This window comes from Streptomyces sp. MAI_2237 (genome assembly GCF_054189285.1).
Genome location: NZ_JAJPGQ010000005.1, coordinates 838360 through 864913, shown reverse-complemented (window position 1 = coordinate 864913; position 26554 = coordinate 838360). Strand labels below are relative to the sequence as shown.

Genomic DNA, 26554 nt, shown 5'->3' with positions numbered 1-26554 from the left:
CGGTGCCGGCGGGCAGGGGGGTCGGTCGGTGCGCCGTTCGGAGCCGTACGGCCCAGTGCCGGGGGCGGGCCGCGAGCGGACGCTGGATGCGGCACGAGCGGAGGTGACCGTGAGGCCGGGGTGGCCCGGTCCGGGTCCGGCGCGGTGCCGCCGCTCATGGCGCTCGGCTCGTGGCCGGGGCGGGGGCGGGGAGGCCCGAGAGGAGAGAGGCGTCATGAACGGACCGGTGGTGGTGGGGGTGGGCGCGTCGTCGTCGAGCCTGGCCGCGGTGGAGACCGCCGCGCGGGAGGCCGAACGGCGAGGCGTGGGCCTGCAGTTGGCGCACGCCGTCGTATGGCCTGCCGATCCTGTGGCGCCCGGTGTGCCGCCCTGGGACCCGGACGGTGCCGGGCTGAGCGCGTCGGCCCGGGGAGCACTCGCCGAGGCCGAGCGGCACGCGCGGCGCGTCGCGCCGGGGCTGCCGATCACCAGCGAGGTGCTCGTCGGCGAGCCCGGGACGGTGCTGGAGGCCGAGTCGCGTGCCGCCTCCCTCGCTGTGGTCGGCGGTCGACGCCAAGGCCGGTTCGGCGGGCTGCCGTTCGGCTCGGTCGCCGGCCGGCTCACCGCGCAGGGACGCTGCCCGGTGCTGGTCGTGCGCGGCGCCACCGGCCGCGGCGGCCCCGTCGTCCTGGCGTCCGACGGCACCTCGCCCGTGGCCCGCGCCGCGGCGGAGTTCGCCTTCGCCGAGGCCGCCCAGCGAGCCGCGGAGCTGCTCGTCCTGCATGGGGGCGGCCGCGACGGCGCGGCAGTGGTGGCCGAACTGCGGCGTACGTACCCCGACGTCGTCGTGCGGCATCGGCGGCTCCGGGGTCGCAGCCGCCCGGTCGTCGGCGGGGCGAGCGCGGGCGCGCAACTCGCCGTGGTGGGCGTGCCCGCCCACGCCGGTCTCACGGACACCCTGACGGGCTCTCTGGGCCGCGCCCTCCTGCGCCACGCCCGGTGCACCGTCGCGGTGGTCCCGGCCGAGACCCCGCGGCACTGACGTCGAAGGGCCCCGGCGGGTCCGTGGCGGCTCGCGCGGGCCCCGGCCGTCGGTCGGCCCGGGCCCGCGCCTGTGCGTCCGCACTGCCCCCCGGTGGACGCCCCGCCTCGGCCCTGTGCCGGTCTGCGCCGAGCGCCACCCCCGGGCGGGTCGTCGATGCCCGGCTTCCCGACGCCGCGACGGTGCCGCAGCTCACCGCGCTGATCACCGACACCGAAACCGCGGCGTTCCTGCGCCCGCTGCACGCGCTCGGGTGCCCGGACGGCGCTGCTCGGTGACGCGAACCAGGGCGCCGACCCGGCCCTGTACGACGGCGCCGAACCCGGAACGGCGGCCGAAGGCTCCCACCTGCACGGACTCCTCTTCGGCGACGACGCCCCACGCGGTATGGCCGGCATGTTCGCCGCCGCCTGATCGGCGAACCGCACGCGAGGTGTGTGGAGGCCGCGACACAGGGGACTTGGTGGTCACGTCGGGTGCGGCGTCGCTCCCCCGGGGGGCCGGCCCGGCCAGGCTTCTCTGGTTCTGACACCGAGCCAGGGAAGCCGCCGCCACCTCAGTCGATGCCGCCCTGTTCGCAGATCATCCGGGCGACCTCCCGCAGCTTGAGGTTGTGCTCCTGCGAATAGCGGCGCAGCACGTCGAACGCCTCCTCCTCGGTGAGCCGGCGGCTGCCCATGAGGATGCCCATGGCCTCGCCGATCACATGGCGCGTGGCCATGGCCTGTTCCAGCTGGGCGTGTGTGCGGGCGCTGGAGAACGCGACCGCCGCGTGCGAGGCCAGCAGCCACCCGGCCTGCTCACTGGCCTCCGTGAACATGCCGGGCTTGCGGGAGTACAGGTTCAGCGCGCCGAAGTCCTCGTCCTCGGTGAACAGCAGGAAGCCCATCATGCTGCCGATGCCGAGCCGCGAGGCCTGCGGTGCGAAGGCGGGCCAGCGCAGCTGCTGCCCGGTGAGATCGGGGATACGGAAGACCCGCTCCCGCACCGAGCTGCGGGCGGTGTCGAAGCACGGCCCCTCGCCCAGCCGCTCCTGCAGCCGGTCGCTGTCGACCACCAGATCATCGGTGGGGGCCAGCGTCTGCACCTGTCTGCCCTGCAGCACGAGGATTCCGGCCGCGTCACATCCCTCGACCAGCTCCACGGCCGAGGACGTGATCCGCTCCAGCGTGGCGTCGACGGAGTCCTGGGCCAGCAGGTCGCGGGCCATGGCAGCCATCTGCTGCCCGAATCGTGCCCACTCCACGCCGTCCTCCGCCTGTCGCGTTCTCCGGACTCACCTTCTACCCGGATCCGCGCGACCTTCACCCGGTGACCGCAGCCGCCGTGCCGGGTGCCGCGAACGTGTCCTGGTCCAGCGTCTGCGCCACCGTCCGGCGGGGCGAGGGCGGCCCTTGCGGCCCGTAGCCGAGGCGGAGCACCATCTGGGCGTGCACGCGCCCGTCCTCCGGGTCCCGTACCAGCTGGTCGCGCAGGTCGGGCCACTCCAGGGCCTGGTGCAGCAGCGAGGCGCGCACACCGTGCCGGGTGGCCACCAGCAGCACGTGCTGCAGGGCCTGGCCGGCCCGCAGCCAGTCGGCGCGGCGGTCGTGCGGGGTCGACAGCACGGCGAGCGTCGGCCGCTTCTCGAAGGCACGGGCGGCCAGCGTCGACGGATGGAGATGGGCCCCGAAGTCCCGCATCGGGACCTGGTCGCGGTAGTCCTGCGGGCCGACGGCGGCCGGCGGGATGCCGAGCGCCGACGCGTCCGGTTCACGGATCCAGCGGCGGCTCTCCGCCGCCCGGTCGGCGTCGGCCCGGTTGCGGCGCTCCGCCTCCAGCGTCACCCGCAGCAGCCGGTCGGTCTCGCCGGTCTCCGGGTTGTTCAGCAGGGCGCCCTCCGCGTGCGCCGCGTCCGCCAACTCGTGGCGCAGGGCGGCGGGCAGCGGCCGGTCGGAGTACGGGAAGCGGCTGCTGCGCCGGTGCCATACGGCTTCGTAGAGCTCGGGCGGCGGCGTGAAGCGGGCCGGGCCGCCGAGCCGGACGGAGGCGAGCAGTTCGGGCTCGCCGGGCCGGGGCAGCAGCCGGGTCACCGGGGCCCATCCGAAGTGCGCCACCGCCAGCCGCAGGTTGAACACCGCGCAGCCCACCGACAGGTGCAGGGCCCGCCCCGAGGGGTCGATGTGGCGCAGTCCGCGGTCCTGCGCGGCCCGGATCTCCAGGGTGAGCGTGTCCGGGTCGAGGCGGAACCGCCAGGGCTGCGTGTTGTGGATGGAGGGGGCGGCAACGGCGGCCGAGATCAGCTTCTCCAGGGTCGCCACGTCGAGCGGCGCGGTGGACATGGGGGCCTCCTCCCCGCCCGGTGACCGAGGGCGGTGGAACGGGTCGTTGACCCTGTCCAGGGTGGTCCCGGCACGGCCCCCGGGGCAGGGGCCGTACGGCCTGACATCCGGCCGTACGGCCCCGTCCGGTTCAGCGCGTGTGCGGGGCGCCCTGCTCGGGCTGCTCCAGATGCGAGGCGAGCACCGCGGCCTGGACCCGGCGCTGCACACCGAGCTTGGCCAGCAGCCGCGAGATGTGGTTCTTGACGGTCTTCTCCGACAGATACAGCTGCTTGCCGATCTCCCGGTTGGTCAGGCCGTCCCCGATGAGGGTGAGGATCTCCCGCTCGCGCGGGGACAGGCTCGCCAGCTCGGGGGAGACCTCGGGGGCCTCGGCCGGCTCGGTGCGCAGCGACCGCATCAGCCGGGCGGTGGTCGCCGGGTCGAGCATCGACTGGCCCGAGGCGACCGTGCGCACCGCGGACACCAGGTCGGAGCCCTTGATCTGCTTGAGTACGTATCCGGACGCCCCCGCCATGATCGCGTCCAGCAGGGCGTCCTCGTCGTCGAACGAGGTGAGCATCAGGACCGCCAGCTCCGGCATGCGGCTGCGCAGCTCACGGCAGACGGAGATGCCGTCCCCGTCGGGGAGCCGCACGTCCAGGACGGCCACGTGCGGCCGGACCGCGGGGGCGCGCACCAGGGCGTGCTCGACGTTCTCGGCGTCGCCGACCACGCTGATGTCCTGCTCCGCGTCCAGCAGGTCCGCGAGGCCGCGGCGGACGACCTCGTGGTCGTCGAGCAGGAAGACGCGGATGGGATCCTGCGCCGTGAAGGTGCGTGCCTCGGTCATGTCGACCTCTCGTTCCCCGGATGTGAGACGGACTGCGGGCCGTCTGTGCTGAAGATCATGACTTGCCGGGGCCGGAGGCACTAGGGCCGACCGGCCCCAGCGGACCATGACCCACCATCAAAGCTCCCCTCGGGGCGAGGTCGCAATCCTCTCCCGTCCGAGTTCCATGGATGAGACCTTTTAGGGGTGTCCGTCCCATTGCTCCCCGAGGGGGTGTGACCGATGCGGAAGGCGAGATGCGGCAAGGTCCTGGGGTGGCGCTGGCGTGACAATCCGCTGCGGCGGCGCAGTGACGTGCTGGAGGCCTGGATCGTCCTGGCTTCCTGGGCGCTCGCCACGGTCGTGGCGGCGTGCGCCGGGATCCTCGGCGCGCAGCTGTCCGAACGCGCGGCCGAACGGGACAGGGCGGGCCGTGAGCCCGTCTCCGCGGTGCTGGTCCGCATCCTCCCGGGCGGTGCTCCCGACGCCGTCTCCGGCGTGCGCTACGACCGCGCCCTGGCGATCGTACGGTGGCGCGACGCGAACGGGACCGGCCGGACCGGAACGATGGAGGTCACCCCCACGGCCAGGGCCGGCAGCGGCGTGCGGGCCTGGACGGACGGCCACGGCCGCCTGCTGCACAAGCCGGTGGGACCCGCGGAGGCGACGACCCGCGCGGTACTGGCCGGCAGCGGTGCCGGCCTGACGGCCCTCGCCGGCGGGCGGCTGGTCCGGCTGCGGGTGCAGCGGCGCGCCACCGAGGCGTGGGGCGCCGCATGGGAGCGGATCGACGGCCGCTGGGGGCACACCGCCGGCTGATCAGCCGGCGGAGTCCTGGCCGGCGAGGGCGAACCGCACGTCCACGACCCCCTCGACGGCCCGCGCCAGGCGCGCGGCCACCGGCACCAGGGACGTGTCGTGGACGCGGCCGCCCAGCGTCACCACACCGTCGTGGACCGCCACCCGGACGGTCGAGCCGGGAGCGGGGAAGAGGTACGTCACCACGTCCCGGCGCACCTCCTCGGCGATCTCCTCGTCGGCGCGCAGGAAGACCTTCAGCAGATCGGCCCGGCTGACGATGCCGACCAGGTGCCCGGACGCGTCGACGACGGGCAGGCGCTTGACCCGGGCCCGCGCCATCTCCCGCGCGGCCTGCGCGAGTGTCGCGTCCGGGGCCACGGTGAGAGCGGGGGAGGTCATGAGCTCTCCGGCGGTGACCGATCCGGCCTTGAGGAGGTCGGACAGCCGCCGCAACTGCGTGTAGCGGTCGGGGTCGCTGTCGCGGAACTCCTCCTTGGGCAGCAGATCGGCCTCCGAGACGATCCCGACGACCGCTCCCGTGGCGTCCACGACGGGCATCGCGCTGACCCGGCGCTCCTGCACGGTGCGCACCATGTCCTTGAAGGCCGCCCCGATGCCCACGACCGCGACGTCAGCGGTCATCACGTCCCTGACCAGGTGCGGCGACCCGGGTCCGCCGGCCGCGGGGCCGGTGTGGTCCTCGTGGTCCTGGCGCGTGGTCATCGCAGGCCTCCGCTGCCGTAGGGGCCGTAGAGGTCCAGCAGCCGGGTGCGGGCCGCCTGCAGCCGGTGCGCCACGATCCGGCCCACCCACTCGGCGACAGTCCGGCCGAACTCCGCGTCCTGCTTGCACTCGGCCCGCACCTGCGCGGCGTCGAACTCGTAGGCCCGCAGCGGCGTGACCGCCTCGGCGCCCAGATGCCAGGTGTGCGGCGGGTAGAGCCAGGACCAGCCGAGCAGTTCGTTGTGGCCGAGGGAGTCGATGACGGCGGCCTGACGGCCCGGCACGCGCATGTCGAGATCCACGGTGCCGGTACGGATGATCCAGAACCGGTCGGCGTGGCCGCCCTCCTCGAACAGCCGGGCGCCCTCGGGATACGACACCTCGCGAGCCAGCCCCATCAGCCGCTCCCGGTACTCGGGAGACAGGGCCCGCGTCATGCTCGACGTTGCGGGAGCGTTCATGGCGTGCCTCCACTCAGGCGTACGGAACTGCCACCTCCAGGGTGTCGACGGGCGGTGTCACCGGCCATGGGCCACCCGGCCCCAGCTGCGGGCCACCTGGCGATTCAGTGCTTGCCGCTCCACTCGCGGTACGCGGTCACGGCGGTCGGCAGGGTGGGGAAGATCAGGTCCCGGCCCACCGACTCCGCCAGCCCGTACGCCTCCAGGTCGTCCAGGAGGTCCTTCTTGACCCGCGCCAGCGCGAAGACGACCCCGCGGCGCGTCAGCTCGCGCCGCAGCGCGTCGACGGCGTCCAGCGCGGTGATGTCCACCTCGACGTTCGCCTCGGTGTTGAGCACGAACCAGCGCACCGGCCGGGCCTGCTCGTCCACGGCGGCCAGGGCGCGGCGGTGGAAGTTCTGCGCGTTCGCGAAGAACAGCGGGGAGTCGTAGCGGTAGACGAGCAGGCCCGGGATGGTGCGGGCCTGCGGGTAGTCGTCCACGTCGTGCATGCCGGCCACCCCGGGCACCAGCCCCTCGACGGCGTCGTGCGGGCGCGCGACCCGGCTGAGCAGCTCGGCCACGGACAGGCCGACGGCGACGAGTACCCCGTAGAGGATGTCCAGGGTCAGCACCCCGGCCAGGCAGCCGAGCGCCAGGAGCAGTTCGCGGCGCCGGAAGGCGGCCAGCTTGGTGAAACCCGTCAGATCGATCATGCGGACGGCCGCGTAGACGACGAGGGCGCCCAGCACCGCCGACGGCGTGCGGCTCAGCAGCGGGCTCAGGAACAGCAGCACGCACAGCACCAGCGCGCCCGCGACCAGCGAGTACGCCTGGCTGCGGGCGCCCGCCGAGGAGGCGAGCGCGGTCCGGCTGGCGCTGCTGCTGACCGGGAAGCCGTGCAGCAGGCTCGCACCGATGTTGGTCGCGCCCAGCGCCAGGAACTCCTGGTCGGCGTCGAGCGGCGGCGCGTCCTCGTCGGGGCCGGGGAAGGCGCGCGCGGTGAGGACGAAGTCGGTGTAGGCGACGAGCAGCACGCCGAGCGCCGGCAGCACCAGCCGCGGCAGCTCGGCCGGGTCGGGCAGCGCGAACGAGGGCAGCCCCGAGGGCACCGTGCCGATGACCTTGATGCCGAACCGGTCGTCGAGGTCGAACGCGACCACCGCCGCGGTGCCCAGTACGACGGCCAGCAGCGGCCCGGGCACCGCGCGGGCCAGCCGGGGCACGGTGAACAGGAAAGCGATCGTCAGCGCGGAGAACAGCACCGTGGCCGGGTGCGCCTGCCCCAGGTGCCCCGCGAACGACCACAGCTGAGCGAAGAACACCGAACCCGTCGTGGGCACCCCGGTCAGCCGGGGCAACTGGTCCATGATCATGATCAGGGCCACGCCCGCCAGGTACCCGATCAGTACCGGGCGGGAGAACAGATCGGCGACGAACCCCAGACGCAGGACACGGGCCGCCACGCACAGCAGGCCAACCGTGAGGGCGAGACAGGCCGCCAACTCGGCGTAGCGGCCCGGGGCGCCGCCGGCGAGCGGAGCCACCACGGTCGCCGTCATCAGCGCCGTCGTCGACTCCGGGCCCACCGACAGCAGCCGGGAGGAGCCCAGCAGCGCGTACAGGGCGAGCGCGGGCAGGATGGCCCACAGCCCGGTCACCGGCGGCAGACCGGCCACGCCGGCGTACGCCATCACCTGCGGCACCAGGTACGCGGCCACCGTCAGGCCCGCCATCAGGTCGCCGCGGACCCAGGAACGGCGGTATCGGGACAGCGAGGCCAGTCCGGGCGTCAAGCGGTGCCACGCGCGTACGCACCCGCTCCAGCCCCGCGACATGGGCCTTGTGTCGTCACACTCCCTCAGCATTCACCGAGAATCGGCCACCCGCCCGGTCATGGGGAAGGGCTTCGGCCTCGCGAGGACCGACGGTCCCGCGCCCGACGCCGTTCGGCCCCGCACGCGCCGACCATCGGCACCGTGCGCCGCGGACCGGCCGGGAGCAGCGTCGGACCTGTGGACACCCCCGGGCATCGGGCCGTGGCGGCAAGGCGCGGACTCCGGCCCCGGGACGGTCGTTCACCGGTGGGTCGTCGGCGCGTGGTTGTCGCCCGTACGGCCGGTCCGCCCAGCGCGGGAGGGACGGCGGATCCCGGATGCACGGGACCCGCCGTCCCGCATGGCCGTTGGGCCGGTCGGTCCCGGTTGGGGAAAAGCGGCCCCTGCAGCCCGGACGCCTCCCCGGCCGACGCTGGACCCACACACCCGATCAGGAGGCAGCATCATGGTCCGCACCGTTGTCGCAGGTCTCGACGGCTCACCCGAAAGCCGCGCCGCGGCCGAGTGGGCGGCGCGCGAGGCGAAGCTGCGCGGCCTTCCCCTGAAGATCGCGCACATCTGGGAGCCCGTGCCCGCTCCGATGGCCCAGGCCCCCCTGCTCGGTGCCGAGACCCAGCAGCACTGGACCGAGCGCATCCCGCGGGAGGCCGCCGAAGGACTGCGGCTGCGCCACCCCGGCGTCGAGGTGACCATCGAGCACTCCACCGGCCAGCCCGCCGAGATCCTCGCGAAGGCCGCCGAGGAGGCCGAACTGCTCGTGCTCGGCTCCCGCGGACTGAGCGGCATCGGCGGCTTCCTGATCGGTTCCGTCGGCCTCGGCGTCGTCGCGCACGCCGCCCGCCCGGTCGTGCTGGTCCGTGCCGGGGAGCAGGCCGCCGACGAGCACCAGGCGGACCCGGTGGGCATCCCCTCCGCCGCGACCCCCTACCTGCCCGTGCTGCTCGGCCTCGACCCGGCCCACGCCGACGGCTCCGTCATCGAGTTCGCCTTCGACGCGGCAGCCCGCCGCTCCACCACCCTGCGGGTCGTGGCCGCCTGGAACCTGCCGCCCTACTACACCTACGGCCTGTCCGTGGACCCGGACTTCGACCGGGAGGTCGGCCGCCAGCAGGCAACGGCCCTGGCCGCAGCCCTGCGCCCGTGGCGGCTGAAGCACCCGGACGTCGAGGTCGTCGAGGAGTCCCGGGCCGGCAGCGCCGCCACCTTCCTGATCGACGGCTCCGCCGACGCCTCCCTGGTCGTCGTCGGCCGGCGCACCCGCCGCAGCCCGCTGGGCCAGCACATAGGCCCCGTCACCCACGCCGTCCTGCACCACGCCAAGGCCCCCGTCGCCGTCGTCGCCCACGACTGACGCCCCCCCCGACACCCCGAGGAGCAACAACCATGAAGGCAGCGGTCGTCCGAGCGTTCGGTGAACCCCTGGTCATCGAGGAACGCCCCGACCCCGAGCCCGGCCCCGGCCAGGTCCGCATCCGGCTGGAGGCCTCCGGGCTGTGCCACACCGACATCCACGCCGCCCACGGCGACTGGCCCATCAAGCCGAACCCGCCGTTCGTCCCCGGCCACGAGGGCGTCGGCCTCGTCGAGAAGCTCGGCGACGGCGTCACCCATCTGGCCGTCGGCCAGCGGGTCGCCGTGCCCTGGCTCGGCCGGGCGTGCGGACGGTGCGAGCACTGCCTGTCCGGCTGGGAGACGCTGTGCGAGCAGCAGATCAACACCGGCTACGGCTGCGACGGCGGGTACGCCGAGAAGATGCTGGCCTGGGCCGACTACGCACAGCCGGTGCCGGAGGGCGTCAGCGCCCTCGAGGCCGCCCCGCTGACCTGCGCCGGCGTCACCACCTACAAGGCGCTCAAGGTCGCCGACGTGCGGCCCGCCCAGCTCGTCGCCGTCTCCGGCGTCGGCGGGCTCGGCCATCTGGCCGTGCAGTACGCGAAGATCGCCGGCGCCACCGTCGCCGCGATCGACGTCACCGACGACAAGCTCGAACTGGCCGCCGAACTCGGCGCGGACATCGTCGTCGACGCCCGCAAGGAGGACGTCGGCGCGGTCCTCAAGCGGCACGGCGGGGCCCACGCCGCGATCGCCCTCGCGGTGAACCCGGCCGCCTTCGAGGCGGTCAACGCGGGCTTGCGGCGCGGCGGAAAGCTCGTCATGGTGGCCTTGCCGGCCCACGGCACCATCCAGGTCCCGATCTTCGACACCGTCCTGAACGGCACGTCGGTGATCGGCTCCATCGTCGGCACCCGGCAGGACCTCGCCGAGGTCTTCCGGCTGCACGCGGACGGCCGCACACGGGTCATCTACGAGACCCGGCCCCTGCAGAGCGTGAACGAATCGATCGACGAAGTCCTGCGCGGCGAGGTCAAGGCCCGCATCGTGTTCGATCTCGGCACGGGAAGGTGAGCACCATGGAACTGCCCCTGGTCGTGGGGGCCGACGGCTCCGAACCCAGTCTGCGCGCCGTGGACTGGGCGGCCGACGAGGCAGCGCTGCGCGGAGTGCCGCTCCGGGTGGTGTACGCCTCGCTGTGGGAGCGCTACGAGGGCCACGCCCTCGCCGAGGACCTCGGCAAGCCGTCCGACGAGGTCATGGCCGAGGACGTCGTCGGCAGCGCCGTCGCCCGGGCCCGCACCCGGCACCCCGATCTGCGGGTCACCGGCGAGGTGCTCCCCGAGGAGCCGGAGTACGCCCTGGTCCGCGAGGGCCGCAACGCCTCCGCGCTGGTGGTCGGCACCCGCGGCCGCAGCGGCATCGCCGAGATGCTCCTCGGCTCCGTCAGCCTCACCGTCGCCGCCCACGCCGACTGCCCGGTGATCGTGCTGCGCGGCAGCCACGACAACCGCGCCCGGCCCGCGACCCACGGGCGCGTCCTGGTGGGCGTCGGCGAGGAGCCCAAGGACCTGGCCGCCGTGCGCTTCGCCTTCGACGAGGCCCGGCGCCGCGGGTCCTCCGTGGAGGCCGTACGGGCCTGGCGGTGCCCGGCGCACGAGACCACCGACCATCCCCTGATGGTCGGCGAACCCGCCCGGCTGCACGAGGAACGGGCCGCCGAGGCCCTGGAGGAGGCGCTGCGGGACGCCCCGGAGGACATCGAGGTGCGGCGCCGTACCGTCGAGGGCAACGCCCGCCGGGTGCTGGTGGACCTCTCCCGCGACGCCGACCTGCTCGTCGTCGGCGCCCGCCGCCGCGAAGGACACCTCGGGCTCCAGCTCGGCCGCGTCGCCCACGCGGCACTGCACCACTCCGCCTGCCCCGTCGCCGTCGTGCCGCAGCCGGCGTGAGCGCCTTACAGGCCCGCCGCGTGATCCGGGACGTAGTTCTGCAGATCGCGCGGCGGCCGCACGTAACCGGTCGACGCCGGACGAGGAGGCAGCTTCAGCACCGGCGGCGGCACCTCGTGGTACGGCAGGGAGTCCAGCAGGTGGGCGATCATGTTCAGCCGGGCGCGCCGCTTGTCGTCGCTCTCGACCACGTACCACGGGGCCTCGGTGATGTCGGTGTGCACCAGCATCTCGTCCTTGGCCCGGGAGTAGGCCTCCCAACGGGTGATCGACTCCAGGTCCATCGGCGACAGCTTCCAGCGCCGCAGCGGATCCTCCAGCCGGCGCCGGAAGCGCTCCTGCTGCTCCCGGTCGCTGACCGAGAACCAGTACTTGCGCAGCAGGATCCCGTCCTCCACCAGCATGCGCTCGAAGATGGGGCATTGGCGCAGGAAGAGCTGGTACTCCTCCTTGGTGCAGAAACCCATCACATGCTCGACGCCGGCCCGGTTGTACCAGGACCGGTCGAACAGCACGATCTCCCCGGCGGCCGGCAGATGCTCGACGTACCGCTGGAAGTACCACTGGGTGCGCTCGCGCTCCGTCGGCTTGGGCAGTGCCGCGATCCGCGCCACGCGGGGATTGAGGTGCTCGGCGACGCGCTTGATCGTCCCGCCCTTGCCTGCCGCGTCCCGGCCCTCGAAGACGACGACCAGCCGGGCGCCCTGCGCCCGCACCCACTCCTGCAGCTTCACCAACTCCGTCTGCTGGCGCAGCAGTTCCTTCTCGTACGCCTTGCGCGGCAGCTTTGCCGCCTTCTTGCCGGCCATGCCGCCTCTTCCCCTCGATGACTTGTGGAGTCACTCATGCCCAAGGTCGAACACCAGGACGCCACCGTACTGACCGACGACGAGGTGCGCACCCTGGACGCCCACTGGCGGGCCGCCAACTACCTGGCCGCCGGACAGATCTACCTGATGGCCAACCCCCTGCTGCGCGAGCCCCTGCGGCCCGAGCACATCAAGCCGCGGCTGCTCGGCCACTGGGGCACCTCGCCCGGCCTGAACCTCGTCTACACCCACCTCAACCGCGTCATCAAGGCCCGCGATCTGGAGGCCCTGTGCATCTGGGGTCCCGGCCACGGCGGCCCCTCCGTCCTGGCCAACTCCTGGCTGGAGGGCACCTACAGCGAGACCTACCCGGACGTCTCCCGGGACGGGGACGGCATGGAACGGCTGTTCCGGCAGTTCTCCTTCCCCGGCGGCGTGCCCAGCCATGTCGCGCCGGAGACGCCGGGCTCCATCCACGAGGGCGGTGAGCTCGGGTACTCCCTCTCGCACGCCTACGGCGCCGCCTTCGACAACCCCGGCCTGGTGGTCACCTGCGTGATCGGCGACGGCGAGGCGGAGACCGGCCCGCTGGCCGCCTCCTGGCACTCCAACAAGTTCCTCGACCCGGTGCGCGACGGCGCCGTCCTGGCGGTCCTGCACCTCAACGGCTACAAGATCGCCAACCCGACCGTGCTGTCCCGGCTGCCGGAGCACGAACTCGACGAGCTGCTGCGTGGATACGGCCACGCCCCCATCCACGTCACCGGCGACGACCCGATCGCCGTCCACCGCGCCATGGCCCAGGCCCTCGACACCGCCCTGGACCGCATCGCCCTGCTGCAGAGCTCCGCCCGCGAGGACGGGGTCACCGAACGCCCGCACTGGCCCATGATCGTGCTGCGCACCCCCAAGGGCTGGACCGGCCCCGCCGAGGTCGACGGCCTGCCGGTGGAAGGCACCTGGCGCGCGCACCAGGTGCCGCTCGCCGCCGTCCGGGAAAACCCCGAGCACCTGCGGCAGTTGGAGACCTGGCTGCGCTCCTACCACCCCGAGCGCCTCTTCGACGGCGAGGGCCGGCCCGTCGCCGACGTCCTCGACTGCGTCCCCGACGGCGACCGCCGGCTGGGCGCCACCCCGCACGCCAACGGCGGCGTCCTGCTGCACGAGCTGCCCGTCCCCTCCCTGGACCGCTTCGCCGTACCCGTCGACAAGCCCGGCACCACCCTGCACGAGCCGACCCGCATCCTCGGCGACCTCCTCGAAGAGGTCATGAAGAACACCTCCCACCGCCGCGACTTCCGCGTCGTCGGCCCCGACGAGACCGCCTCCAACCGGCTCCAGGCCGTCTTCAACGCCAGCGGCAAGGCCTGGCAGGCCGCCATGCTCCCGGTCGACGAACACCTCGACCGGCACGGCCGGGTGCTGGAGATCCTCTCCGAACACACCTGCCAGGGCTGGCTGGAGGGCTACCTGCTGACCGGCCGGCACGGACTGTTCTCCTCCTACGAGGCGTTCGTGCACATCGTCGACTCCATGGTCAACCAGCACATCAAGTGGCTGAAGACCTCCCGGGAGCTGCCCTGGCGGGCGCCCATCGCCTCCCTCAACTACCTGCTCACCTCGCACGTGTGGCGCCAGGACCACAACGGCTTCTCCCACCAGGACCCCGGCTTCGTCGACCACGTCCTCAACAAGAGCCCCGAGGTCGTCCGCGTCTACCTGCCGCCGGACGCCAACACCCTGCTGTCGGTGGCCGACCACGCGCTGCGCAGCAAGGACTACGTCAACGTGATCGTGGCGGGCAAGCAGCCCTGCTTCGACTGGCTCTCCATGGACCAGGCGCGCGCCCACTGCGCCCGCGGCGCCGGCATCTGGGACTGGGCCGGCACCGAGAACGGCGGGGAGCCGGACGTCGTCCTGGCCTGCGCCGGGGACGTGCCCACCCAGGAGGTCCTGGCCGCAGCGCAGCTGCTGCGCCGCCACCTGCCCGGCCTCGCCGTACGCGTCGTCAACGTCGTCGACATGGCCCGCCTGATGCCCCGTGAGGAGCACCCGCACGGCATGAGCGACTTCGAGTACGACGGCCTGTTCACCGAGGACAAGCCGGTGATCTTCGCCTACCACGGCTACCCGTGGCTGATCCACCGGCTCGCCTACCGCCGCACCGGGCACAAGAACCTGCACGTGCGCGGCTACAAGGAGTCCGGGACCACCACCACGCCGTTCGACATGGTCGTCCGCAACGACCTCGACCGCTACCGGCTGGTCATGGACGTCATCGACCGCGTCCCCGGACTCGCCGTGCGCGCCGCCGCCGTACGCCAGCAGATGGCCGACGCCCGCAGCCGCCACCAGGCGTGGATCCGGGAGCACGGCACCGATCTGCCCGAGGTCGCCGACTGGGGCTGGAACGCCTGAGAAACGGCCGGGATCGGGGGCCGACCGGCCCTCGATCCACCCCCGGACAGCCCATGGGAGCGCGACCCGTTCCGCTGGACCCTCGAAGTGTCATCAGACGTGGAAGGGATCCGCGATGTCGCACGACGCTCTCAGCAGGCCCCAGGTCCACGCCCTGCTCGCCGACGGCACCATGGTGTGCATCCGCGAGGTGCGGCCCGGCGACCACGAGCAGCTGCGGGGTTTCTACGAGGAGATGTCGCCGGAGAACCTGAGGCTGCGGTTCTTCGCGATCAGCAGGCGCTCCGCCGAGATGGCCGCCGACCGGGCCTGCGCGACGCCGCGCCCCGGATACCGCGCCCTCGTCGCCGAGACCCAGGGCCGCGTCATCGGCCTCGCCGAGTACGACACCTCCGGCACCGGCCAGGAGGCCGAGATCTCCATCGCCGTCGCCGACACCCTGCACCACCGGGGCGTCGGCACCCTGCTGGTCGAACACCTGGTCTCGGCCGCCCGCGCCGAGGGCGTCACGGCCTTCAAGGCCGACGCCCTGTGCGAGAACCACGAGATCCTGCGGCTCTTCGCCGACCTCGGTCTGCGCACCGCCCGCCACTTCGACGGCCCCGAGGTGCGCTGCACCATCGAGCTCGCCGAGAGCGAGTCCTACCTCACGGCCGTGGAGGAGCGGGGTCGGGCCGCCGACGTCGCCAGCCTCCAGCCTCTGCTGCGCCCCGACGCGGTGGCCGTCGTCGGCGCCGGCCGCAAGCCGGGCTCGGTGGGCCGGGCCATCCTGCACCATCTGCACTCCGGCGGCTTCACCCGGCGCCTGTTCGCCGTCAACCCCGCCGCCACCTCCATCCTCGGCATCCCCTCCTACCCCTCCGTCGCGGCCCTGCCCAGGACACCCGACCTCGCGATCCTCGCCGTACCGGCGGCCGCGGTGGCCGAGACCGCCGAGGAGTGCGGCAAGGCGGGCGTACGGGCCCTCCTCGTCGTCACCGCCGGCCTCGACGCCGACGAGGCCGGCGCACTGCTGACCTCCTGCCGCACCTACGGCATGCGGCTCGTCGGCCCCAACTGCCTCGGCGTCTCCAACACCGACCCCGAACTGCGCCTGGACGCCACCTTCGCCGCCGACCACCCGCGCCCCGGCACCGCGGGCGTCGCCGTGCAGTCCGGGGGAGTGGGCATCGCCCTGCTCGACGGCATGTCCCGGCTCGGCATCGGCGTCTCCTCCTTCGTCTCGCTCGGCGACAAGTTCGACGTCAGCGGCAACGACCTGCTCCAGTGGTGGGAGAGCGACGGCCGCACCGACCTCGCCCTGCTGCACCTGGAGTCCTTCGGCAACCCGCGCGCCTTCTCCCGCACCGCCCGGCGGGTCACCCGCCGGATGCCGGTGCTGACCGTCGACGCCGGCCGCACCGACGCCGGCCGCCGCGCCGCCGCCTCGCACACCGCGGCCGCCGCCACCCGCACCATGACCCGCGGCGCGCTGTTCACCCAGGCCGGCATCACCGCCACCCGCTCGGTCGGCGAACTCCTGGAGGCCGCCGCCCTGCTGCACGCCCAGCCGCTGCCCGCGGGGCCCCGCGTCGCCATCGTCACCAACGCGGGCGGCGCCGGAGTGCTCGCCGCCGACGCCTGCGCCGAGGCCGGGCTCTTGCTGCCCGCGCCGACCCCGCAGCTCGTCGACGACCTGCTCGCCGTCCTGCCCGAGGGCGCCGCCGCCGGCAACCCCGTCGACGCCACCGCCGCCGTCGGCGAGGACCAGCTCATGGACTGTGTGGACCGGATCATGCGCGACGGCGGGGTCGACGCCGTCCTCGTGGCCCTCGTCCCCACGGCGGTCGCCGCGGCGACCGGCGACGACCTCGTCCGGGCCCTCACCCGCGCTCCCGGCCGCAGGGCCAAGCCGATCGCCGCGGTACGGCTCGAACAGGCCCTGCCCGTCGAGCTGCTGGCCGCCTCCGACGGCGGCGCCGTCCCCGCGTACTCCGAACCCCAGGCGGCCGCACGGGCGTTGGCCCACGCGGCACGCCGCGCGGCCTGGCTGGCCCGCCCCGCCGGCACCGTCCCCGCCCTGGCCGACGTCGACACCGCCCGCGCCCACGCGGTCGTCGAGGACTACCTCGACACCCACCCCGACGGCGGGTGGCTCGACCCCCGCGTCTGCGCCGAACTCCTCGGCTGCTACGGCCTCCCGCTCTCGCCCTGGGCCTGGGCGGAGACCGAGGACGAGGCCGTCCTCGCCGCCGACCGGCTGCGCGGCGCCGACGGCCGGGTCGTCATGAAGGGGTACTGGCCGGGACTGCTGCACAAGAGCGTCGAGCACGCCGTCCATCTCGACCTGCGCGGCGACGCGCAGGTACGGGCCGCCTTCCGCGACCTGGAGACCCGGTTCGCGGGCCGGCTGACGGGCGTGGTCCTGCAGCCCCTGGCGCCGCGCGGCACCGAGCTGTTCGCCGGCGTCGTCCAGGACCAGGTCTTCGGACCGCTGGTGCTGTTCGGACTCGGCGGCACCGCCACCGAGATCCTCGCCGACCACGCGGCACGTCTGGCCCCGCTCACCGACCACGACGTGCACGACCTGATCACCGCCCCCCGCTGCGCCCCCCTGCTGTTCGGGGCCGGCGGCGAGCGGCCCGCCGACCTCGAAGCCCTCGAACAGCTGCTGCTGCGGCTGTCCCGGATGGCGAGCGACCTGCCGCAGCTGGCCGAGGCCGACTTCAACCCCGTACTCGCGTCACCGGGCGGAGTCAGTGTGCTCGATGCGCGGGTGCGCCTGCTGCCCAGCAGGCCGCAGGACCCCTATCTGCGCCGGCTCCGCTGAGGAGGAGAAGCCATGAAGCACAACAAGGTCGGCTCCGTCATGACCACGGACGTCGTCCGCGCCGAGTACGGGACCCCTTTCAAGGAATTGGTCCGGCTGCTCGGTGAGAACCGCATCAGCGGACTGCCGGTGGTGGACGAGGACGAGAAGGTCATCGGCGTCATCTCCGAGACCGACCTCATGATCCGGCAGGCCGACACGCCGGACCCCTACGAGCAGCCCCGGCACCACCCGCTCGCCGCCCTGTCCCGGGAGAGCCGCACCCGCAAGGCCAAGGGCCGTGCCCGCACCGCCGGCCAGCTGATGACCGAACCGGCCATCACCGTGCACGCCGAGGACACCATCGTCGAGGCCGCCCGCACCATGGCCCTGCACCATGTGGAACGGCTGCCCGTGCTGGACGAGGAGCAGCGGCTCGTCGGCATCGTCACCCGCCGCGACCTGCTGCAGGTCTTCCTGCGGCCCGACCCCGAGATCCGCAAGGAGGTCGTCGACGAGGTCGTCGTCCGCGCCCTGTGGCTCGCCCCGCGCAGCATCGACGTCTCCGTGGTGGAGGGCGTGGTCACGCTCGCCGGCCACATGGAGCGCAAGAGCGAGACGGAGATCGCCGTCTCCATGACCCGTCAGATCGACGGTGTGGTCGCCGTCGTCGACAAGCTCACCTTCCGGCTGGACGACTCGCACATCCGGCCCGCCGAGGAGGGCGCCATGCACGGCGTCGCCGACGACTGGATGCGCAAGCTGTGACGTGAGAGGAGGCGGACCGCATGCCCGCGAACGTGCTGGTCGCCTATGGAACGACCAACGGATCGACCCGGGGGATCGCCGAGGCGGTGGCCGACGTCCTGCGCAAGGAGGGCCTGAGCGCCGACACGGCGCCCGCGGCCACGGTCACCGATGTGACGCCGTACGACGCCTTCGTGGTCGGCGGTGCCCTGTACGCGGGGCGCTGGCACCGCGACGCCCGCCGCTTCGTGCGCCGCAACCGGCGGACCCTGGCGGAGCGGCCGCTGTGGCTGTTCAGCAGCGGCCCGCTCGACGCCTCGGCCTCCGAGAAGGACATCCCGCCGGTGCCCTGGGTACGGCGCGCCCTGGACAAACTCGACGCCCGTGGGCACGTCACCTTCGGCGGCTGCCTGGAGGAGGGCGCCAAGGGGCGCATCGCCCGGATGATCATCCGCAACGGCAAGGGCGGTGACTTCCGCGACTTCCCCGAGATCGAGGCGTGGGCGGCCCGGGTCGCCGACGAACTGGTCAAGAGGGAGCAGACGACCTGAGGAAAGACCCTCCGGGAAAGGAGGCGCGTCATGAACGTCCGTCAGATCCCCGTCGTCACCACCGAGGCGGTGCTCTACCTGGTCGCCGGAATCCTGGCCTTCCTGTGCCTCGGGCTGGCCGCGTCGGTCGCGGGTCTGCCCCTGGTGCCGCTGGTGATACCGGCCATCGTCGCACTGGTCCTGCTGGCCCGGCACCTGGCCCACCGCCACCCCATGACCAAGGTCTGAAGGGCAGCGGCATCGACGACCCCGGCGCTGTCCTTGCGCCGGGGTCCCCGCGTCGCGGGCCGGAGTCAGCGGTTCACGGCCAGCGGCACGGTGTCCACGGTCACCGGGCGCCCGTCCTCGGGCGAGACGAAGTACGCCGTCAGCAGCCCCGGCCCGGTGCGCACCGCCCGGTAGGGGAAGGTGACGTCGAAGGTGCCACGGGTGCCGGTGCCCGATGTGGCCCGGACCGGCACGTCGGCCGCCCGGTGCCCGGAGACGTCGGTCAGCCGCAGCCGGAACTCGGCCTCGAAGGTGTCCGCGCTGCCCCACACCCGCAACGGGGTGCGCACCGAGTCCCCGATCAGGGGCGACTCCACCAGCACGGCCGGCGACAGGTCCTCGAAGTCGGCGCGGCCCACCGGCCCGTCGAGGACGCTGCCCTCGGGGCCGACGTACCGCACCGGCTTGCCCTCGATCTCGAAGGCCACCTTGCGCACCGTCGGGAACCTGGTCAGCGTGAACACGACCTGGGCCATCCGGGCCCGCATCGAGAGGCTGCCGCCGTCGACGAAGCGGTCGGACAGATCCACCGTCGCGAGACGGCCCTGGACGTCGACCGAGCGCAGCTCGGTGCCGGACGGGACGGCGGTGGTGCGGCCCCGGTGGCCCTCGAAGCGGCTGGGTCCGGACAGCAGGGCGCGCACGGCTGAGGCGGCGGTCGCCGGAGCCGTCACGGTGCGGGGCACGGCCGAGAGATTCGCGTCGTGCAGGAAGTACACCGCCGTACGGATCCTCTTCGCCGACGAGGGGCCCGTGCCGCCGGCCGACGGCTTCGGGACCGTCGCCGCGCGGGCCGCCGACGGGGACCGGGTTCCACTGGACATGGCGTCCTCCTCCCACCCTTCCAGCGAACCGCTCCCCGCCGGGGTCCCCCAGTGCCGTCCGGCTCCGTTCGCGGGCCGAACGGCGGCCGCCCCCGGCCGTCCGGACCGCGCGTGATCCGGACACCGGACGGCGGGGACCGGCGGGCGCGAAGAGGGCCGCCCAGGCCGCCCACCGGGACCCTCGGCCCCTGCCTGAGCCGACCGCGCCCGGGGAGGCTGGGGGTGGATGGTTCACGAAGGGTGGACGGTTCTCGAAAGGCGGGATCCACCATGACCGTGTCGTACGAGAAGTCCGGCCACGCGGCCCTTCACCTGGCCCGTGCCGCCTCCCTCGCGCCCTCCCCGCACAACAGCCAGCCCTGGTTCTTCGTCGAGGAGGGCCATGACCACGGCTTCGAGGTGCACGCCGACGGCGGGCGGCGCCTGATCCTCACCGACCCCGGCGGCCGGGAGATGGTGATCGCCTGCGGGGCGGCACTGTTCAACACCCGGATGGCCGTGCGCCACCTCGGCTTCCAGCCGTCCGTCGACCTGTTGCCGCGGCCCGGCGACTCCGCCTTCCTGGCCCGCGTGGGCTTCGCCGCGCACGCCCCGGCCGGCGCCGAGGAGACCGCGCTGATCGACGCCATGCCCCACCGCCACACGCACCGCGGTCCCTTCGCCTCCCTGGCCCTGCCCAGCGGCCTCCTCGACGACCTGCGCGAACACGCCCGGATCGAGGGAGCCGTCCTCCACGTCCTGGAGGAGCCCGAGGAACTGGACCTGATCGCGCGCCTGGTGCGCACCGCCGAGGACGTGCACCGGGCGGACCCCGGCCACAGCTGGGAGGTCACGCGCAGTGTCGGTCCCGACCAGGTGCCGGCCGACGCGGCCCGCTTCCACCCGGACGCCACGCTGCTGGCCGGCCGGGACTACCTCGATCTGGCACGCCGGTTCATCGTCCCCGCCCGCCGGCGCGGCCTCGGCACCGGCACCGTCGCGGTACTGTCCACCCCGCGCGACGGCCGCCTGGACTGGCTGCGGGCCGGACAGGCGCTGCAGCGCGTGCTGCTGTCCGCCGCCTCCCGCCACGTCATGGCCGCCTTCCACACCCAGCCGCTCGAACTCCCCGAGACCCGCGCGGAGTTGCGCCGGCGACTGGCCGCCGGGAACTTCCCGCAGATGGTGCTGCGGCTCGGCGTCCCGGCGCAGGTGTGGGCCACCGCCCGCCGGCCGGCGTCCGAAGTCCTCGTCCGCGACGACGCGTTGGTCCGGTGGTGAGGATGGCGGCGGTACGGCACGTGGGACCGGCCCGGACGCGATGGTGGCGACTGCGGAACAATCCGCTCCGCCGCCCCAGCTACCTGATCGAGGGATGGCTGCTGCTGGCCGTCTGGGCGCTGGCCCTGCTGGCGTCCGTCGCCGCGGGCCTGGGCACCGCCGGCGCCGTCGAACGCGACGGCGCCGCCCTGCGGGCCGAACGGCACACCGTGCAGGCCGTGCTGACCAAGGACGCCGAAAGCGGCACCGCCTCCGTCGACGGCATCGGCGACGCCCACGCGTGGGCCACCGTGCGCTGGATCGCGGCGGACGGGACGCGGCGCACGGGCGTCACCCGCGTCGCGGTCGCGAGCAAGGCCGGCACGACCACCCGGATCTGGCTGGACGCTCAGGACCGGCTCGTGCCCGAGCCCGCGGGCGTCGGCCAGGCGCGGTTCCAGGCCGTCGTGCTGGGCGCGCTGGCCGGTGTGACCGTCGCCGGAGGGATGCTGCTCGCCGGCTCGGGCGTGTGCGCCCTGCTCGACCGGCGCCGACTGCTCCGGTGGGACGCCGAGTGGGCCCGCGCGGACCGGCAGTGGGGCGGGAAGACCCGCTGACGCCGTCGCGGCGGGCGGTCCGAAGCGGACCGGCCCGAGCCGCGCTCCCGACCTCGTCGACGACGGGCTGCGACGTCCGGCGCGGAGGTCCGATCGCCGCATCTTCACGGCGGCGCTTTCGTGTGCCGCGGAGGGGCGGCGCCTCAGCAGGCGATTCGCGGCGCCGCCGGCCGAGCTGCAAGCCCCGGGGCTCAGCAGATGCGCGGCAGTTGCTCGCCGAGGGGCATCTCCACGATGCGGCGGGCGCCCACCAGGGTCCGCAGGGTCGCGCGACCCTGCGGACCCTCGTGCAGCACCTCGCCGATCCGCACCGCCTGGGCGCCCTCCGGCACCGCCCGCATCGCCGTCAGCGCCTCCTCGGCCGCCTCCGGGGCGACGAACGCCACCATGCAGCCCTCGTTCGCGACGACCAGCGGGTCCAGGCCGAGCAGGTCGCACGCGGAGGCGACCGCCTCCGGCACGGGCACCGCGCTCTCCTCGATCTCGACGGCGACCGACGAGTCCCGGGCGATCTCGTTGAGCGAGGCGGCCAGCCCGCCTCGCGTCGGGTCGCGCAGCACGTGGACGGCGGCACCGAGAGGCGCCAGGGCGTGCACCAGGCGGTGCAGCGGACGGCTGTCGGAGGCGATGTCCCCCTCGAAGCCCAGGCCCTCCCGGGTGCTGAGCACGGTCGTGCCGTGCAGCCCGATCGGCCCGGACAGCAGGATCACGTCGCCGGGCCGGGCGTTCGCCGCAGATGGGCACAACGGCGCGTACCGCTGCCCGACGCCGGTGGTGTTGATGAACAGCCGGTCGGCGGCGCCACAGCCCACGACCTTGGTGTCCCCGGTGATCACGGGCACGCCGGCGTCCTGCGCCGCCTTGCCCAACGAGGCCATCACCGAGCGCAGTTCGGACAGCGGCAGGCCCTCCTCGATGATCAGCGAGACGGACAGCGCGAGCGGCCGGGCGCCCCGCATCGCCAGGTCGTTGACCGTGCCGTGGACGGCGAGGGACCCGATGTCCCCGCCGGGGAAGAACAGCGGGCTGACGACGAAACTGTCGGTGCTCATCACCAGGTCCGGCCGGCCCGGCAGCAGCGCCGCGTCCTCCAGCGGCCCCTCGGCCTCGCCGACCGCGGGCAGCACCACGGACTCCAGGAGTTCCTCGGTGAGCCGGCCGCCGGCGCCGTGGCCCAGCAGCACGACCTCCTCCTCGTGCCGGGGGGTGGGGCAGTCGATATTCATGGTGTGCTCCTCGCCGAGGCGGTGCGTCCGGCCGCGTGGAAGGCGGCACACGTGCCCTCGGACGACACCATGGGCGCGCCGAGGGGATGACGGGGCGTGCAGCGGGTGCCGTACGCGGGGCAGTCGGTGGGCAGCCGGGCACCGGTCAGGATGGCGCCCGCGATGCACTCGGGGTCCTCCACGGGACGCAGCCCGCCCACGTCGAACCTGCGGGCGGCGTCGAACCCGGCGTAGACGTCGGCGAGTTCGAGTCCGCTGTCGGGCAGCGCGCCGATGCCCCGCCAGGACCGGTCGGCGACCTGGAAGACCTTCCGGACGGCCTCCTGGGCGTCGGTGTTGCCCGAGCGGCGCACGGCCCGTACGTACTGGTTCTCCACCTCGAAGCGGCCCGCCTCCAGCTGCCGGACGGCCATCAGGACGCCCTCCAGCAGGTCCAGCGGCTCGAAGCCGGTCACCACGATCGGCACCCGGTAGCGGGCGGCGATCGGCTCGTACTCGCGCCAGCCCATCACCGCGCATACGTGTCCGGCCGCCAGGAACGCCTGCACCTCGCAGTCGGGGTCCTCCAGCAGCGCGGTCATCGCCGGCGGCACCAGGACGTGGCTGACCAGCAGGGAGAAGTTCGTCAGCCCCAGCCGGGCGGCGTGCAGGACGGCCGTGGCGTTGGCGGGCGCCGTCGTCTCGAAGCCGACCGCGAGGAAGACGACCTCCCGGTCGGGGTTCGCCGCGGCCAGGCGCACGGCGTCCATCGGGGCGTACACCACCCGGACGTCCGCGCCGCGCGCCCGCAGCGACAGCAGGTCGGTCTCGCTGCCGGGCACGCGCAGCATGTCCCCGAAGCTGGTGAAGATCACGCCGGGGCGGGCGGCGATCGCCATGGCCCGGTCGAGGGTCTCCAGCGGAGTCACGCACACCGGGCAGCCCGGGCCGTGGATCATCCGCATCCCGGCGGGCAGCAGCTCGTCGATGCCCTGGCGTACGAGGGTGTGGGTCTGCCCGCCGCACACCTCCATGATCCGCCAGGGCCGGGTGGCCGTGCCCCGCAGCTCCTCCAGCAGCCGCCGGGCGAGCGCGGGGTCGCGGTACTCGTCGAGATACTTCATCGGTGCGTGAGGTCGAGCCGGATGTCCACGACGCCCTCCACGGCCCGCACCGCCCGCGCCACGATCGGCACCAGGGTGCGGTCGGGCAGCACGCCGCCCAGGGTGACCACGCCGTCGGCCACGCTCACCGTCAGGGGAGTGGTGATCGGCAGGTGGCCCAGCACGCTGTGGCGGACCTCGTCGGCGATCTCCTCGTCGTCCCGCAGGAAGACCTTGAGCAGATCGCTGCGGCTCACCACCCCTTGCAGGATGCCCACCGAATCCACCACCGGCAGCCGCTTGACGTGCCGGCGGGCCATGATGCGGGCCGCCTCGGCGACGGAGGCGTCGGCGTGCACGGTCACCGCGGGGGTGCTCATCAGCTCGCCCGCGGTCAGCGCGGCAGCCTTCTCCCGCTCGGTGCGCTCCGCGTTCTCCTCGCCGCCGTCGCGGAACTCCTCCTTGGGCAGCAGATCCGCCTCGGAGACCACGCCGACGACCCGGCCCTCGCCGACGAGGACGGGCAGGGCGCTCACCTTCCACTGGTCGATGAGGCCGACGACCTCCTTGAAGGAGGCGTCGCGCCCGACGGCTATGACGGTCTGCGTCATCACATCGCTCACGGTGTACGGAGATTCAGGCACGGTGGCCTCCCGCGGTCGGGCCCGAGGTACGGACGACGGTCAGGTCGAGGAAGTGGGTGGAGCACGAGATGCACGGGTCGTGGTTGCGGATCGCCCGCTCGCACAGGTCCGTCAACTCCTCGTCGCCCACGTCGCCTTCACCGATGGCGGCCTGGGCCAGCCGGCGCAGGTCGTCCTCGATCGCGCCCTGGTTCTGAGCGGTGGGCGGCACCATCGTCGCGTCGGCGACGAGGCCGTCGGCGTCGATCTCGTAGCGGTGGTAGAGCACCCCGCGCGGGGCCTCCGTGGCACCGTGCCCGACGCCCGCGACCGGCGGCACCTCCACGTAGGGGGACGCGGGCGGCTCGTAACCGTCGATGATGCGCAGCGCCTCGCCGACGGCGTACACCACCTCCACCGCCCGCACCAGGATGGACCGGAACGGGTTGCGGCACACGGCGCCCTCGCGCGGGTCACCGAGCCCCGCCGCCACGGCGGCCTGCCGCGCCACCGGCGACAGCAGGGAGCCGCTGACCGCGAACCGGGCCAGCGAGCCGGTCAGGTGCAGCCGCCCGTCCAGCCGCGAGTGCAGCGCGGTGGAGTGGGCCACATGGGTCTCGGTGACATGCTCGAGGAACTCCCGCACCGGGAAGGAGCCGCGGCTGCCGTCGGCGCGCAGCACGGTCGGTGTGCCGCCCTCGATCGCGTACGTGTCGGCCGCGGCCAGCGCCAGCAGGTCCGCATCCGTGTGCCCCTCGGGGAAGTCGAAGCCCGCCACCCAGTGCACGGTCTCCCACGCGTCGTCCAGCGCCTGCTTCAACTGCTCGCGCAGCGGCCGCAGTTCGGCGTGGGTCGGGGCGCGGTGGAAGCCGCCCAGCCGCACGTTGATCGGGTGCACGGCACGGCCGCCGACCAGCTCCATGATGTCGTTGCCGGCCTTCTTCAGCCGCAGTCCCCGCTCCACCTCGGCCCGGTGCGTCCGGGCGAGCTCGATCGCGCTGGGACGGCCCAGGAAGTCCGGGGCGTGCAGCAGATAGATGTGCAGGGCCTGGCTCTCGATCCACTCGCCGCAGTACAGCAGCCGCCGCAGATCCCGGATCACCGGGTCCACCTCGACCCCGCAGGCGTCCTCGATCGCCGCGCAGGCGCTCATCTGGTAGGCCACCGGGCAGATGCCGCACACCCGGGCGGTGATGTCGGGCGGCTCGGTGTAGGACCGGCCGCGCAGGAACGCCTCGAAGAAGCGTGGCGGCTCGTAGATCTCCAGCCGCGCCTCGGTGACCGTGTGGTCGTGGACGTGCAGGCGCAACGCGCCCTCGCCCTCGACCCGGGACAGCGAGCCGACGTGCAGGACACGGGATCCGCGGTGCGTCACTTGCCCAACTCCTTGTCGAAAGCAGGGGCGTTGAAGGTGTGCAGGAAGCGCTCCACGGCGTCGTCGTCCAAGCCGTCGCGGCGCAGTACGGGGATCAGCGCGGGCAGGTTCACCGAGCCGGACGGCCCGAAGCAGCCGAAGCAGCCGCGGTGGTAGGCCGGACACAGGGCCCCGCAGCCGGCGTGCGTGACGGGACCCAGACAGGGCGTGCCGTGCGCGACGGTCACGCAGACCGTGCCGCGTCGCTTGCACTCGAAGCACACGCTGTGGTCGGGGATGTCCGGCTTGCGGCCGGCCAGGAACGCGGTGAGCACCTCGATGAGCTGGCGCCGGTCGATGGGACAGCCGCGCAGCTCGAAGTCGACGTCCACATGGGTCGAGACCGGGGTGGAGGTGGCGAGCGTCTCGATGTACTCGGGGTGCGCGTAGACGGTGCGCCGGTACTCGTCGACGTCGGCGAAGTTGCGCAGGGCCTGGATGCCGCCGGCGGTCGCGCACGCCCCGATCGTCACCAGGTGCCGGGAGGCGGCCCGGATCTGACGGATGCGCTCGGCGTCGGAGGGCGTGGTCACCGAGCCCTCGACCAGGGACAGGTCGTAGGGGCCGGGCTGCACCGCGCTGGTGGCCTCCAGGAAGTGCGCGATCTCCACCTCGCCGGCGAGCGCGAGAAGTTCGTCCTCGCAGTCCAGCAGCGTGAGCTGGCAGCCGTCGCAGGAGGCCAGCTTGAACACCGCGAGTTTCGGCGCCAT

Annotated in this window: 25 protein-coding genes; 12 read left to right on the top strand and 13 right to left on the bottom strand. The window is 73.7% G+C overall.

Going from position 1 to position 26554, the window contains the following annotated elements:
* Positions 1-214: 214 nt before the first annotated feature.
* Positions 215-1021, top strand: a complete 807-nt coding sequence (locus LN251_RS32285; protein ID WP_458247694.1) for a universal stress protein — start codon at positions 215-217, stop codon at positions 1019-1021.
* A 556-nt stretch (positions 1022-1577) separates the two neighbouring features.
* Here LN251_RS32285 and LN251_RS32280 read toward each other — a convergent pair.
* The 3 genes from LN251_RS32280 to LN251_RS32270 all read right to left on the bottom strand — a co-directional run bounded on the left by LN251_RS32280 (position 1578) and on the right by LN251_RS32270 (position 4174).
* A complete protein-coding gene (locus tag LN251_RS32280) occupies positions 1578-2240 on the bottom strand; it encodes a GAF and ANTAR domain-containing protein (RefSeq protein WP_458248209.1) in 663 nt (220 codons plus the stop codon).
* Positions 2241-2325: 85 nt separating this feature from the next.
* Positions 2326-3342 (bottom strand): Acg family FMN-binding oxidoreductase, encoded by a 1017-nt coding sequence (locus LN251_RS32275; RefSeq protein ID WP_458247693.1) that lies wholly within the window; start codon positions 3340-3342, stop codon positions 2326-2328.
* Between the two features lie 130 nt (positions 3343-3472).
* The gene (locus LN251_RS32270) at positions 3473-4174 is read right to left on the bottom strand and encodes a response regulator (RefSeq protein WP_458247692.1); all 702 of its coding nucleotides are present in this window, start codon (positions 4172-4174) and stop codon (positions 3473-3475) included.
* Between the two features lie 222 nt (positions 4175-4396).
* Between LN251_RS32270 and LN251_RS32265 the strand changes: the two genes are divergently transcribed.
* Entirely contained in the window at positions 4397-4972 is a 576-nt protein-coding gene (locus tag LN251_RS32265) for an Rv1733c family protein (RefSeq protein ID WP_458247691.1), read from the top strand.
* Here LN251_RS32265 and LN251_RS32260 read toward each other — a convergent pair whose 3' ends face one another.
* The 3 genes from LN251_RS32260 to LN251_RS32250 form a co-directional block, all read right to left on the bottom strand.
* The gene (locus LN251_RS32260) at positions 4973-5677 is read right to left on the bottom strand and encodes a CBS domain-containing protein (protein WP_458247690.1); all 705 of its coding nucleotides are present in this window, start codon (positions 5675-5677) and stop codon (positions 4973-4975) included.
* Positions 5674-6138: a Crp/Fnr family transcriptional regulator gene (locus tag LN251_RS32255; RefSeq protein WP_458247689.1), complete on the bottom strand. Its 465-nt coding sequence runs from the start codon at positions 6136-6138 to the stop codon at positions 5674-5676. The genes LN251_RS32260 and LN251_RS32255 overlap by 4 nt, the downstream gene beginning before the upstream one ends.
* Positions 6139-6242: 104 nt before the next feature.
* Entirely contained in the window at positions 6243-7955 is a 1713-nt protein-coding gene (locus tag LN251_RS32250; protein ID WP_458247688.1) for a SulP family inorganic anion transporter, read from the bottom strand.
* A gap of 445 nt (positions 7956-8400) precedes the next feature.
* Here LN251_RS32250 and LN251_RS32245 point away from each other — a divergent pair, with 445 nt between their 5' ends.
* Genes LN251_RS32245 through LN251_RS32235 form a run of 3 tightly spaced genes read left to right on the top strand, consistent with a single transcriptional unit; the run spans position 8401 to position 11239 of the window.
* A complete protein-coding gene (locus LN251_RS32245) occupies positions 8401-9306 on the top strand; it encodes a universal stress protein (RefSeq protein ID WP_458247687.1) in 906 nt (301 codons plus the stop codon).
* Between the two features lie 32 nt (positions 9307-9338).
* The gene (adhP, locus tag LN251_RS32240) at positions 9339-10361 is read left to right on the top strand and encodes an alcohol dehydrogenase AdhP (RefSeq protein WP_458247686.1); all 1023 of its coding nucleotides are present in this window, start codon (positions 9339-9341) and stop codon (positions 10359-10361) included.
* A gap of 5 nt (positions 10362-10366) precedes the next feature.
* Positions 10367-11239 carry a universal stress protein gene (locus LN251_RS32235; RefSeq protein WP_458247685.1) on the top strand — a complete coding sequence of 291 codons (873 nt, stop codon included), beginning with the start codon at positions 10367-10369 and terminating at the stop codon, positions 11237-11239.
* 5 nt (positions 11240-11244) lie between these two features.
* Here LN251_RS32235 and ppk2 read toward each other — a convergent pair whose 3' ends face one another.
* On the bottom strand, positions 11245-12048 hold the full coding sequence (gene ppk2 / locus LN251_RS32230) for a polyphosphate kinase 2 (protein ID WP_450711210.1): 804 nt from the start codon (positions 12046-12048) through the stop codon (positions 11245-11247).
* 36 nt (positions 12049-12084) lie between these two features.
* Between ppk2 and LN251_RS32225 the strand changes: the two genes are divergently transcribed.
* The 5 genes from LN251_RS32225 to LN251_RS32205 all read left to right on the top strand — a co-directional run bounded on the left by LN251_RS32225 (position 12085) and on the right by LN251_RS32205 (position 18780).
* Positions 12085-14466 carry a phosphoketolase family protein gene (locus tag LN251_RS32225; RefSeq protein ID WP_458247684.1) on the top strand — a complete coding sequence of 794 codons (2382 nt, stop codon included), beginning with the start codon at positions 12085-12087 and terminating at the stop codon, positions 14464-14466.
* Positions 14467-14581: 115 nt separating this feature from the next.
* Positions 14582-17275 (top strand): bifunctional acetate--CoA ligase family protein/GNAT family N-acetyltransferase, encoded by a 2694-nt coding sequence (locus tag LN251_RS32220; RefSeq protein WP_458247683.1) that lies wholly within the window; start codon positions 14582-14584, stop codon positions 17273-17275.
* Between the two features lie 12 nt (positions 17276-17287).
* Complete coding sequence (locus tag LN251_RS32215; protein ID WP_458247682.1) at positions 17288-18022, top strand: CBS domain-containing protein; 735 nt, start codon at positions 17288-17290, stop codon at positions 18020-18022.
* A gap of 20 nt (positions 18023-18042) precedes the next feature.
* Positions 18043-18552 (top strand): flavodoxin domain-containing protein, encoded by a 510-nt coding sequence (locus tag LN251_RS32210; protein WP_458247681.1) that lies wholly within the window; start codon positions 18043-18045, stop codon positions 18550-18552.
* Between the two features lie 30 nt (positions 18553-18582).
* Positions 18583-18780: a hypothetical protein gene (locus LN251_RS32205; RefSeq protein ID WP_458247680.1), complete on the top strand. Its 198-nt coding sequence runs from the start codon at positions 18583-18585 to the stop codon at positions 18778-18780.
* A 65-nt stretch (positions 18781-18845) separates the two neighbouring features.
* Here LN251_RS32205 and LN251_RS32200 read toward each other — a convergent pair whose 3' ends face one another.
* Positions 18846-19643 (bottom strand): GerMN domain-containing protein, encoded by a 798-nt coding sequence (locus tag LN251_RS32200; RefSeq protein ID WP_458247679.1) that lies wholly within the window; start codon positions 19641-19643, stop codon positions 18846-18848.
* A 270-nt stretch (positions 19644-19913) separates the two neighbouring features.
* Between LN251_RS32200 and LN251_RS32195 the strand changes: the two genes are divergently transcribed.
* A complete protein-coding gene (locus LN251_RS32195) occupies positions 19914-20903 on the top strand; it encodes an Acg family FMN-binding oxidoreductase (RefSeq protein WP_458247678.1) in 990 nt (329 codons plus the stop codon).
* Positions 20904-20905: 2 nt separating this feature from the next.
* Positions 20906-21499 carry an Rv1733c family protein gene (locus LN251_RS32190; RefSeq protein WP_458247677.1) on the top strand — a complete coding sequence of 198 codons (594 nt, stop codon included), beginning with the start codon at positions 20906-20908 and terminating at the stop codon, positions 21497-21499.
* Between the two features lie 191 nt (positions 21500-21690).
* Here LN251_RS32190 and hypE read toward each other — a convergent pair whose 3' ends face one another.
* Genes hypE through LN251_RS32165 form a run of 5 tightly spaced genes read right to left on the bottom strand, consistent with a single transcriptional unit; the run spans position 21691 to position 26554 of the window.
* Positions 21691-22725, bottom strand: coding sequence for a hydrogenase expression/formation protein HypE (hypE, locus tag LN251_RS32185; protein WP_458247676.1), 1035 nt, complete (start codon positions 22723-22725; stop codon positions 21691-21693).
* Positions 22722-23828 carry a hydrogenase formation protein HypD gene (gene hypD, locus LN251_RS32180; protein ID WP_458247675.1) on the bottom strand — a complete coding sequence of 369 codons (1107 nt, stop codon included), beginning with the start codon at positions 23826-23828 and terminating at the stop codon, positions 22722-22724. Before hypD ends, hypE begins: the two co-directional genes overlap by 4 nt.
* Positions 23825-24451 carry a CBS domain-containing protein gene (locus LN251_RS32175; protein ID WP_458247674.1) on the bottom strand — a complete coding sequence of 209 codons (627 nt, stop codon included), beginning with the start codon at positions 24449-24451 and terminating at the stop codon, positions 23825-23827. Before LN251_RS32175 ends, hypD begins: the two co-directional genes overlap by 4 nt.
* Positions 24444-25805, bottom strand: a complete 1362-nt coding sequence (locus LN251_RS32170) for a Ni/Fe hydrogenase subunit alpha (RefSeq protein WP_458247673.1) — start codon at positions 25803-25805, stop codon at positions 24444-24446. The genes LN251_RS32175 and LN251_RS32170 overlap by 8 nt, the downstream gene beginning before the upstream one ends.
* Positions 25802-26554 (bottom strand): NADH-quinone oxidoreductase subunit B family protein, encoded by a 753-nt coding sequence (locus tag LN251_RS32165; protein ID WP_458247672.1) that lies wholly within the window; start codon positions 26552-26554, stop codon positions 25802-25804. Before LN251_RS32165 ends, LN251_RS32170 begins: the two co-directional genes overlap by 4 nt.